A 9288-nucleotide genomic window follows, 5' to 3' on the forward strand; every position below is an offset into this window, starting at 1 on the left:
GCTGTCAGTATTGGTGCGCGGGCTGGCTTTCTACGATGAGGCTATGAGCTTGCACCCCTTGGCGCAAGCCCTCACATGGGCCCAGCCAGTGCGCCTGGCGCGGTCCGATCGCTTCGGGAGCCTAGCCATGCTGCAATATGCACTCGTATTTTTCGTCATCGCCCTGATCGCCGCGATCTTCGGCTTCGGCGGGATTGCCGCCGGCGCCGTGGAAATCGCCAAGATCCTGTTCTTCATCTTCCTGGTCGTGGCGCTGGTCGCCGCGGTGATGGGCCTGGTCCGCAGGGGGCGATGACACCGGCCGCGAGCCGTTTTTCCCCACCGCCGACCGAACCTGAGGAGACCGTATGCTGACGCAGAACCCGAAAGTCAGGAAGGAACTGAACCACCTGTCCGACAGTGCCGACAGTGCCATCCGCCATATCAGGCATGCCGCGCGCGACACGCGCGATGCGGCAGCGCCGGTATCCGCAGAAGTCAAGGCGCTGATCGCCCAGCTGGAGCACACCATCGAAGTACTGGCGCGCGAGGGCTCTGCCGAGAGCATGCGCGCCGGGCAGCGCCTGCGCGAGCGGGCCACCGACATGGCGCATCGGCTGCGCGCCCAGACCACCGACGGCATGATGCGCGCCCGCGAGCGCATGGATGGTGCGGTGGAACACGCCCAGCACCGCGTGGCCGAGTCGCCGCTGAAGGCGGTGGCGATCGCGGCGGCCGTGGGGGCGCTGATCGGGCTGCTGCTGGCCAATGGCCGGCGCCATTCAGAGGAGGATTAGGCCCGCCCCCAGCCACCACACCGATACCGGGATCCGCCTGGCACGCCGTGCGGGTCCTGCAAGGGATTCCCCTTTCCGGAATTCTCGTCCGGAAGCCCGGCAGCCCACTGCGGTGCCGGGCTTTTTTTTGCGCGCGGCGATCCGTGCCGCACGCAACCGGGTGTCTGTTCCCGTCACACCCCCCACATCACGTTGGCGCCCTCACGCTGGGAGGCACGCAGCATGTCCAGGAACGGGTAGGCGCGCTGGCCCAGGTGCAGCGGTTCTTCCTCGTCTTCGTCCTTGCCGGTGTCCGCTTCGACGGCCGAGCTGGCGGGATGGGTCTTGGCATCGGCGACCGCGGCTTCCAGCTTGTGGATCGCGGTTGGAAGCTCTTCAACGGTGATCACCCCTCGTTCCCCGAGGCGCTTGCCGATGATGCCAAGCAGCGTCATCGCCAGATCCTTCATCATGATCAGGTCCTGCGCGGCGTGGGATTTGAAGGTGATCAGCATGATGTGTTTTCCTTTCACGGAGAGGCGGGGGCGTTCCCGGGGGCGGGAAGTCTCGCTGATTTTGGCCCCGGATTGTGGCCCGGGGCCATCCTCGCGCATGATGTCAGCATAGCACCTGATAAAATTCGGCGTTCCCGATTCCCATGCCTGTCACGCGGCGCGGCGTTGCTTTGCCGTCACTTGCCGTATTCCGGGCGCCGGCGCTGCCCCAGGGGCTGCGCCTGAATACCTTGCCCACAGGGCTTCCGACATCCATGCTGCCTGTTCAGACCTCTAATCTTGCCGCCGCGTTCACTGATGCGGTGCGCGCGCTCGCCCCGGCCGATGCCACCCTGCCCGCCGTCACCTTCGAGCGGCCCAAGGTGGCCGCCCACGGAGACCTTGCCTGCAACATCGCCATGCAGGTCGCGCGCGCGCTCAAGAGCAATCCGCGCGAGCTGGCCCAGCGCATCGTCGATGCGGTGCAGGCCGACGCGCGCGCGCAGGGCCTGGTCCAGGCCATGGAGATTGCCGGCCCCGGCTTCATCAACCTGCGCCTGACCCCGGCCGCCAAGGCCGACGTGCTGCGCGCGGTGCTGGCCGAGGGCGACCGCTACGGCGCGCGCGAGCGCGGCGTGCACGGCCAGGTGCTGGTGGAGTTCGTCTCGGCCAACCCGACCGGCCCGCTTCACGTTGGCCACGGGCGCCAGGCGGCGCTGGGCGATGCGCTGGCCAACCTGCTGTCGTGGCAGGGCTTCCACGTGCACCGCGAGTTCTACTACAACGACGCCGGCGTGCAGATCCAGACCCTGGCGCTGTCGGTGCAGGCGCGCGCGCGCGGCCTCAAGCCGGGCGACGCCAGCTGGCCTGAGGCCGCCTACAACGGCGACTACATCGCCGACATCGCCGCCGATTTCCTGGCCGGCAAGACTGTCAGCGCCTCGGACGGCGAGCCCGTGACCGCGTCAGGCAACGTCGAGGACATCGACTCGATCCGCAAGTTTGCCGTCACCTACCTGCGCAATGAGCAGGACATCGACCTGCAGGCCTTCGGCGTCAAGTTCGACCGCTACTACCTGGAGTCGTCGCTGTATAGCGACGGCCGCGTCGAAGCCGCGGTGCAGTCGCTGATCGGCAAGGGCAAGACCTACGAGAGCGAGGGCGCGCTGTGGCTGCGCACCACCGACGACGGCGACGACAAGGACCGCGTGATGAAGAAGAGCGACGGCACCTATACGTACTTCGTGCCGGACGTGGCCTACCACACCACCAAGTGGGAGCGTGGCTTCACCAAGGTCATCAACGTGCAGGGCAGCGACCACCACGGCACCATCGCGCGCGTGCGCGCCGGCCTGCAGGGCCTGGACATGGGCATCCCGCAGGGCTACCCCGACTACGTGCTGCACAAGATGGTCACCGTGATGAAGAACGGCGAGGAGGTCAAGATCTCCAAGCGCGCCGGCTCCTATGTCACCGTGCGCGACCTGATCGAATGGTCCAACGGCCAGGACGACACCTGCGAGACCATCCGCGGCTGCCTGGAGCAAGGCGTGGCCGACTGGCCCGCGCACTTCACCCGTGGCCGCGACGCGGTGCGCTTCTTCCTGCTGTCGCGCAAGGCCGATACCGAGTTCGTGTTCGACGTCGACCTCGCGCTCAAGCAGAGCGACGAGAACCCGGTGTACTACGTGCAGTACGCCCATGCCCGCATCTGCTCGATCTTCGAGTCGTGGGGCGGCGCGGACTGGGAAGCCCGCCTGGCCGAGCTGGCCGGCGCCGACCTGTCCGCCGTGACCGGCCCCGAAGCCAGCGCCCAGGCGCAGGCGCTGGGACAGCGCCTGGCCGAGTTCCCGGACATGCTGTCGGCCGCCGCCGCCGAGCTGGCGCCGCATGCGGTCGCCTTCTACCTGCGCGACCTGGCCGGCGACTTCCACGCCTTCTACAACGCCGACCGCGTGCTGGTGGACGACGAGGCCGTCAAGCGCGCCCGGCTGGCGCTGCTGGCCGCCACGCGCCAGGTGCTGCGCAACGGCCTGGCGGTGATCGGCGTGTCCGCTCCGCGCCGCATGTAAGCAGACGTCCGGCGTCCCCCGCGCGGGACGCACGGGGCCGTCCGGCCCCGGGGACGATGCCAGTGCTGCCGTTGGCGGCGCTGGCCCTATAATCCCGGCATCACCGAAGAGGACTTCATGCAACAGCAACGCAAGCGCGAGTCGCGCCATGTCCGCCGCAACCAGCAACGCGGCGGTACGTTCCTGGGCCTGGTGCTCGGGCTGATCGTCGGGCTGGCCATCGCCGTGGTGGTCGCCCTGTACATCACCAAGTCGCCGACCCCGTTCCAGCAGAAGAGTGCCCCGCGCCCGAGCGAGCCGGGTAATGTCACCAGCCAGCTGCCGCCGCCGGCCCAGCGCGCCGACGAGGGCCCGAGCGACCCCAACAAGCCGCTGTGGAGCAAGACCCCGGCCAAGCCGGTGGGCCAGCCGCCCGAGCCGGAACCGAAGGCGAACGGCCGTTCTGGCCAGAACGGCCAGCAACCCCCGGTGGCAGTGGCCCGTCCGGCCGAGAAGCCGGTGGAAAAGCCCGCGGAAAAGCCGGCTGACAAGCCCGTCGCCAGCAAGCCGGCCGAGAAGCCGGTGGCCGACCCGATCGCCGAGATCGCCCAGGCCGACGCCAACAAGGTGGGCTACCTGCTGCAGGTGGGCGCGTTCCGCTCGTCGGACGACGCCGACCGCCAGAAGGCCAACCTGGCGATGCAGGGCTTCGAAGCCAGGATCACCGAACGCGACGTCAACGGCGTCAAGATGTACCGGGTGCGCCTGGGGCCGTTCAACCGCATCGAAGACATGAACAAGGCACGCGACCGGCTGCAGTCGTCCGGCTTCGAGGCCTCGGTGATCCGCTTCACCAAGCAGTAAGCCGGACCGCAGGGTCAGGCGTTATTCCGGTCGTGCCGGCGGCACTGGCTGTCATCGCCGGTAACCGCCGCAACACGTTGTCACTAGAAGTGGCCGGCGTTCCGCTGAACCGGACGCCGCCGCCGCTGTCATACGCTCATCGTCCAAACCGCAAGGCCGCACCAAGATGAAAAAACTCGCCGCACTGTTCGCCATGTTCGCCGCCGTGGGCGGCCTGCTGATGTCCGCCCCGTCCCGGGCGGCGCCCGCCGAGGGCAAGGAATACCAGGTCCTGAAGGCGGCCCAGCCGGTCGCCGCGGGCAAGATCGAGGTGACCGAGTTCTTCTGGTACGGCTGCCCGCACTGCTACGATTTCGAGCCGGATCTGGAAGCCTGGGTCAAGAAGCAGGGCAGCAACGTGGTCTTCAAGCGCGTGCCGGTCGCGTTCCGTGACGACCTGCTGCCGCACACCAAGATCTTCTATGCGCTGGAAGCCATCGGCAAGCTCGACGCCATGCACACCAAGGTCTTCAACGCCATCCACGTGGACCGCAAGCGCATGACGGACCCCAACGAGATCGCCGACTTCATGGCCAAGAACGGTGTGGACCGCAAGGCCTTCCTGGACGCCTACAACTCGTTCACGGTGACCACCAACTCGCAGCGCGCCAACAAGATCGCCGACGCCTACAAGATCGACGGCGTGCCGACCGTGGTGGTGCAGGGCAAGTTCGTGACCTCGCCGTCGATTGCCGGCAACAAGCAGGGCGCGATCCAGACCATGGATTACCTGGTGGACCAGGTGAAGGCGAAGAAGATGTAATCTGCTGGCGGCCTTCGCAAGCCGAGGGTTATCCAACACCTGTAGCAAGCCAAACGGCTGGTATCCTGTACCAGCCGTTTTTTATTTCAGACCGCAACCCTGCCTTCATGCGTCCTCTCAAAGTCTTCCTGACCGGCGCCTCCAGCGGCCTGGGCCAGGCTCTCGCGCGCGAATACGCGTCGCAGGGCGCCATCCTCGGGCTGGTGGCGCGCCGCGAGGACGCGCTGCGCGAGTTTGTCGCCACGCTGCCCAACCCGGGCGCGGTGCGCGTCTACGGCGCCGATGTGCGCGATGCCGACGCCATGGCGCGCGCCGCGCAGGACTTCCTTGGGCATTTCGGCTGCCCGGACGTGGTGATCGCCAATGCCGGGGTCTCGGTCGGCACCGTCGCCAGCGAGCGCGAGGACCTCGACGCCTTCCGCCAGGTGATGGATACCAACTGGTTCGGCGTGCTGACCACATTCCAGCCCTTCCTGCACGCGATGCAGGCGCGCGAGCCTGGCCACTTCGGGCGCCGCGGCACGCTGGTGGGCATTGCCAGCGTCGCCGGCGTGCGCGGGCTACCGGGCGCGGGCGCCTACAGCGCGTCCAAGTCGGCGGTGATCAAGCTGCTGGAAAGCCTGCGGCTGGAGCAGCGCGCGCACGGCATCCGCGTGGTCACGATCGCGCCTGGCTATATCCGCACGCCGATGACCGCGCACAACCCGTACCGCATGCCGTTCCTGACCGATGCCGACGTGTTCGCGCGCAAGGCCGTCCGCGTGATCGCAGCCGGCCGGCGTTTCCGCGTGATTCCGTGGCCGATGGGCGTGGTGGCGGCGCTGCTGCACGTGATGCCGCGCTGGCTCTACGATGCGCTGGCCGCGGGCGCGCCGCGCAAGCCGCGGCGCGCCGACCCGCCGCAGGAGCCCTGACCATGTGGCGCGACGCCATCGGCCAGCAGCATGCCGCCGCCAGCGGGGTGGTGCGGATCGCGTCGCTGGTGCCGTCGGTGACGGAGTTGCTGTTCGCGCTCGGGCTGGCCCGGCAGATGGTGGCGCGCACCGGCTTCTGCATCCACCCGGAACCGGCCGTGCGCGCGGTGCCCAAGGTGGGCGGCACCAAGGACGTGAACGTGGCGCGGCTGCGCGAGCTGGCGCCCACGCACGTGGTGGTCAATATCGATGAGAACCGGCGCGAGACCGTGGACGAGATCCGCGCGTTCGTGCCCAATGTGATCGTCACCCATCCGTGCGCGCCGGAAGACAATCTGGGCCTGTACCAGCTGCTGGGCGGCATCTTCGGCTGCCACGCCGAAGCCGAGGCGCTGTGCACGGCGCTGCAGGTGCAGCTGGACGCGATCTGCGTGCGCCCGTGGCCGGCGCGCCGCGTGCTGTATACGATCTGGCAGGACCCGTGGATGACGGTGTCGCGCGACACCTATATCAGCCGCTTGCTGGCGCTGGCCAACTGGCAGACCTGGCCGGACGGCGGCGCTGCATTGCAAGCCTGCGTGGGCGGCGACTGCAGCCGCCCCAACGCGCCCGGCGAGCGCTATCCCACCTTCCGCTGGAGCGACGCGCTGGTGCGCGAGCTCGACCTCGTGCTGCTGTCGACCGAGCCCTACCGCTTTACCGAAGACCACGCCGACGCGCTCGAGCGCCAGCTTGGCAAGCCGGTGCTGCTGGTCGACGGCGAGATGCTGTCCTGGTATGGCAGCCGCGCCATCGACGGGGTGCGCTACCTGGCGGCGCTGGCGGCCGCCAACTAAGGCCCTGCTAAGCCAGTCAGGCCGCGCGGAAGCGGATCACGCCGTCGTCGCCGGTCTCCCGCACCAGTTCGCCACGGTGCCACAGGCAGTGCAGGTGGGCCAGCGACTCGCCCATGGCGAAGGTCATCTGGTGGATGTCGAACTGGCGCTTGAAGATCACGCTGACGATGTCGTGCGCGCTGCAGGCCTTCCCGCCGCAGGCTTCGAGCGTTTCGGCGAGGCGGTCGGCATGGTGCTCGCGCAGCTGCATGATGCGGGTATGCAGGTTGCGGAAGGGGCGGCCGTGCGAGGGCAGGATCAGCACGTCCTGCGGCAGTGGCTCATACTTGCCGAGCGAGTCCAGGTAAAGCTGCAGCGAATTGCCTTCGGGCTCCATGTCGAACACGCTGACATTGGTCGAGATGCGCGGCAGCACCATGTCGCCGGAGATCAGCACATTGGTGGCGGCGTTGTACAGCGCCACGTGCTCGGGCGAATGGCCGAAGCCGGTGATCACGCGCCAGGCCGAGGTCGCCGCATCGGTGCCGATCCGTACCGTGTCGCCTTCCATCATGCGGCGGTACTGCGCCGGCAGGTCCGGCACCAGCGACGGGTAGTAGGTCTTGCGCGCGCGCAGCTTTTCCTGGCTGTCGGCATCGGTCAGGCCGTGCAGCGCGAAGTGCGCGGCGGCGGCGTCGCCGCCCGCGCTGGAGCCGGCACCGGTGCCGCTGCCCATCACGCGCGCGCTCATGTAGTCGCCCAGGCTCATCCACAGCCGTACGCCGAAGCGCTTGCACAGCCAGTGCGCCAGGCCGACGTGGTCGGGGTGGCTGTGCGTCACCAGCACGCGCACCACCGGCAGGCCTTCCAGCTCATTGGCGAAGATGGTTTCCCAGTGGCCCTTGATAATGTCGTTGGTGATGCCGCAGTCGATGATGGTCCAGCCGTCGCGGCCGTCCAGGCGGTCGCGCAGCAGCCACAGGTTGATATGGTCGAGCGCGAACGGCAGCGGCATGCGCAGCCAGTAGACGCCGGGGGCGACTTCCTGCTTGGAGCCGGGCTCGGGCATGGTGTCGCCGAACGGGTATTGGAGCTGGTGTTCGAGTGCGTTCATGAGGAGTCTCGTGGTCGAAGCCTGGCGCCAGGGCGCGGGCTTTCTCGTTCTGCCGCCACGCCCGGCCCGAAAGACCTGGGGCGTGAAAGCACCGGTTGCCAGCCGTCCTGGTTGACGCTAACGTAAACGTCAATCATACGGCTCGTTTCCATCTTAAGCGAAAACTTGACTTCACAACGAACGACCGTTCACTTTCTTTGGGCAGGCTATGTCAGCGACGCCAGCGGCGGCTTCCGCCACCTTCACCATCACCGACCTTGCGCGTGAATTTGACATCACGCCCCGGGCCATCCGTTTCTACGAGGACCAGGGCCTGCTGTCGCCGGAGCGCGAAGGGCCGGGCGGGCGCAAGCGGGTCTACAACGGCCGTGAACGGACCCGGCTGAAGCTGACGCTGCGCGGCAAGAGGTTGGGGCTTACTCTCAATGAGATCCGCGAGATCCTTGATCTCTACGAGTCACCGCGCGACACCACCCCGCAGCTGGAGCGCTTCCTGCACTCGCTCGCGGCGCACCGGCGCACGCTGGAGCAGCAGATGGAAGACTTGCAGGCACAATTGGCCGAGATCGACCAGCATGAGCGGCAGTGCAGGGCCTTGCTGGCCGCGCAGACCGGCAAGCCGCAGCCGGCCACGGAAGGCGGCGATGCGCCGGCCCGGACCACCGCCGCCTGAAGCGCCACTTCCACCGGCATCCGTGCCGGATGGGATTGACGTTTACGTAAACGTCAATAGAATACCCGGACAGCGCGCGCAGCCTGTGGCTGCCCGGCGACCCAACGTTTTCACACCGGAACTCCGCCATGACGTCATCCAACGCCAGTGCCGTACCCGCTGAACCAGGATCGCTGTCCGCCGCGCGCGCCGACGCCATTGCCACCAGCTTTTCCCGCCAGGGGCTGATGACCACCTTTGGCGCGAGCCTGCGGCGGGTGGACCGCGGCGAGGTCGAGCTGGCGATGCCGTGGTCCGACGGCGTGACCCAGCAGCACGGCTTCTTCCACGGCGGCGCGGTGGGTGCGCTGGCAGACAGCGCCTGCGGCTATGCCGCGCTGACGATGGTGGGCGAAGATGAGGCGGGCCTGACCGCCGAATACAAGATCAACCTGCTGTCTCCCGCCCAGGGCGAACGCCTGGTGGCGGTGGGGCGGGTCCTCAAGCCCGGGCGCACGCTGATCGTGGCGCAGGGCGATGTCTATGTCGAGCAGGACGGCCGCCGCAAGCAGGTGGCCACCATGCTGATGACGCTGTGCGTGGTCAAGACACTGGGCCACGTCTGAACTGACGGATCCGGCCATCCATCCGGAACCCGACACACATACCGATTCCAAACAGGAGACCATCATGACCGAACTGCCAGGCCTGAAATTCGATCTGGGCGAAGACATCGAGATGCTGCGCAACTCCGTGCGCGACTGGGCCCAGGCCGAACTGGCCCCGCGCGCCGCCGAGATCGACCGCACCGACCAGTTCCCGATGGA

At 67.8% G+C, this 9288-nt stretch carries 12 protein-coding genes; 10 read left to right on the forward strand and 2 right to left on the reverse strand.

The genetic code is table 11. The features are described from left to right. Window positions 1–127 precede the first annotated feature (127 nt). Together AC1Q7H_RS37680 and AC1Q7H_RS37685 are read left to right on the forward strand one after the other, a co-directional pair. Window positions 128–295 (forward strand): DUF1328 domain-containing protein, encoded by a 168-nt coding sequence (locus tag AC1Q7H_RS37680; protein WP_010812883.1) that lies wholly within the window; start codon window positions 128–130, stop codon window positions 293–295. 52 nt (window positions 296–347) lie between these two features. Beyond that, entirely contained in the window at window positions 348–776 is a 429-nt protein-coding gene (locus AC1Q7H_RS37685; protein WP_013955242.1) for a DUF883 family protein, read from the forward strand. A 173-nt stretch (window positions 777–949) separates the two neighbouring features. Here the strand turns inward: AC1Q7H_RS37685 and AC1Q7H_RS37690 are convergent, their stop codons facing one another. Continuing rightward, window positions 950–1270 (reverse strand): DUF1840 domain-containing protein, encoded by a 321-nt coding sequence (locus AC1Q7H_RS37690; RefSeq protein WP_013955243.1) that lies wholly within the window; start codon window positions 1268–1270, stop codon window positions 950–952. A 254-nt stretch (window positions 1271–1524) separates the two neighbouring features. Here AC1Q7H_RS37690 and argS point away from each other — a divergent pair, with 254 nt between their 5' ends. The 5 genes from argS (at window position 1525) to AC1Q7H_RS37715 (ending at window position 6716) form a co-directional block, all read left to right on the forward strand. Next, entirely contained in the window at window positions 1525–3321 is a 1797-nt protein-coding gene (gene argS / locus AC1Q7H_RS37695) for an arginine--tRNA ligase (protein ID WP_153956608.1), read from the forward strand. Between the two features lie 117 nt (window positions 3322–3438). Continuing rightward, entirely contained in the window at window positions 3439–4164 is a 726-nt protein-coding gene (locus tag AC1Q7H_RS37700) for an SPOR domain-containing protein (protein ID WP_013955245.1), read from the forward strand. A gap of 166 nt (window positions 4165–4330) precedes the next feature. Continuing rightward, window positions 4331–4966, forward strand: coding sequence for a thiol:disulfide interchange protein DsbA/DsbL (locus tag AC1Q7H_RS37705; RefSeq protein WP_013955246.1), 636 nt, complete (start codon window positions 4331–4333; stop codon window positions 4964–4966). A 107-nt stretch (window positions 4967–5073) separates the two neighbouring features. Then, complete coding sequence (locus AC1Q7H_RS37710; protein ID WP_013955247.1) at window positions 5074–5880, forward strand: SDR family oxidoreductase; 807 nt, start codon at window positions 5074–5076, stop codon at window positions 5878–5880. A gap of 2 nt (window positions 5881–5882) precedes the next feature. Next, window positions 5883–6716 carry a helical backbone metal receptor gene (locus tag AC1Q7H_RS37715; protein WP_211980547.1) on the forward strand — a complete coding sequence of 278 codons (834 nt, stop codon included), beginning with the start codon at window positions 5883–5885 and terminating at the stop codon, window positions 6714–6716. Window positions 6717–6732: 16 nt separating this feature from the next. On the opposite strand, the gene AC1Q7H_RS37720 is transcribed toward AC1Q7H_RS37715, so the two are convergent. Further along, window positions 6733–7809, reverse strand: a complete 1077-nt coding sequence (locus AC1Q7H_RS37720; protein WP_153956606.1) for an MBL fold metallo-hydrolase — start codon at window positions 7807–7809, stop codon at window positions 6733–6735. 208 nt (window positions 7810–8017) lie between these two features. Here AC1Q7H_RS37720 and AC1Q7H_RS37725 point away from each other — a divergent pair, with 208 nt between their 5' ends. The 3 genes from AC1Q7H_RS37725 to AC1Q7H_RS37735 all read left to right on the forward strand — a co-directional run. Continuing rightward, entirely contained in the window at window positions 8018–8482 is a 465-nt protein-coding gene (locus AC1Q7H_RS37725) for a MerR family transcriptional regulator (protein ID WP_013955250.1), read from the forward strand. A 128-nt stretch (window positions 8483–8610) separates the two neighbouring features. Beyond that, window positions 8611–9087, forward strand: a complete 477-nt coding sequence (locus AC1Q7H_RS37730; protein WP_013955251.1) for a PaaI family thioesterase — start codon at window positions 8611–8613, stop codon at window positions 9085–9087. 64 nt (window positions 9088–9151) lie between these two features. Next, on the forward strand, window positions 9152–9288 hold a 137-nt coding region (locus AC1Q7H_RS37735), incomplete at its 3' end, for an acyl-CoA dehydrogenase family protein (RefSeq protein WP_492382377.1).

It is taken from the genome of Cupriavidus sp. GW823-FHT06D04 (assembly GCF_058795055.1).

Bases quoted from the DNA above. Each gene is read 5' to 3' on its own strand.
- AC1Q7H_RS37680 (WP_010812883.1), top strand. From the start codon at position 128: ATGCTGCAATATGCACTCGTATTTTTCGTCATCGCCCTGATCGCCGCG.
- AC1Q7H_RS37685 (WP_013955242.1), top strand. From the start codon at position 348: ATGCTGACGCAGAACCCGAAAGTCAGGAAGGAACTGAACCACCTGTCC.
- AC1Q7H_RS37690 (WP_013955243.1), bottom strand. From the start codon at position 1,270: ATGCTGATCACCTTCAAATCCCACGCCGCGCAGGACCTGATCATGATG.
- argS (WP_153956608.1), top strand. From the start codon at position 1,525: ATGCTGCCTGTTCAGACCTCTAATCTTGCCGCCGCGTTCACTGATGCG.
- AC1Q7H_RS37700 (WP_013955245.1), top strand. From the start codon at position 3,439: ATGCAACAGCAACGCAAGCGCGAGTCGCGCCATGTCCGCCGCAACCAG.
- AC1Q7H_RS37705 (WP_013955246.1), top strand. From the start codon at position 4,331: ATGAAAAAACTCGCCGCACTGTTCGCCATGTTCGCCGCCGTGGGCGGC.
- AC1Q7H_RS37710 (WP_013955247.1), top strand. From the start codon at position 5,074: ATGCGTCCTCTCAAAGTCTTCCTGACCGGCGCCTCCAGCGGCCTGGGC.
- AC1Q7H_RS37715 (WP_211980547.1), top strand. From the start codon at position 5,883: ATGTGGCGCGACGCCATCGGCCAGCAGCATGCCGCCGCCAGCGGGGTG.
- AC1Q7H_RS37720 (WP_153956606.1), bottom strand. From the start codon at position 7,809: ATGAACGCACTCGAACACCAGCTCCAATACCCGTTCGGCGACACCATG.
- AC1Q7H_RS37725 (WP_013955250.1), top strand. From the start codon at position 8,018: ATGTCAGCGACGCCAGCGGCGGCTTCCGCCACCTTCACCATCACCGAC.
- AC1Q7H_RS37730 (WP_013955251.1), top strand. From the start codon at position 8,611: ATGACGTCATCCAACGCCAGTGCCGTACCCGCTGAACCAGGATCGCTG.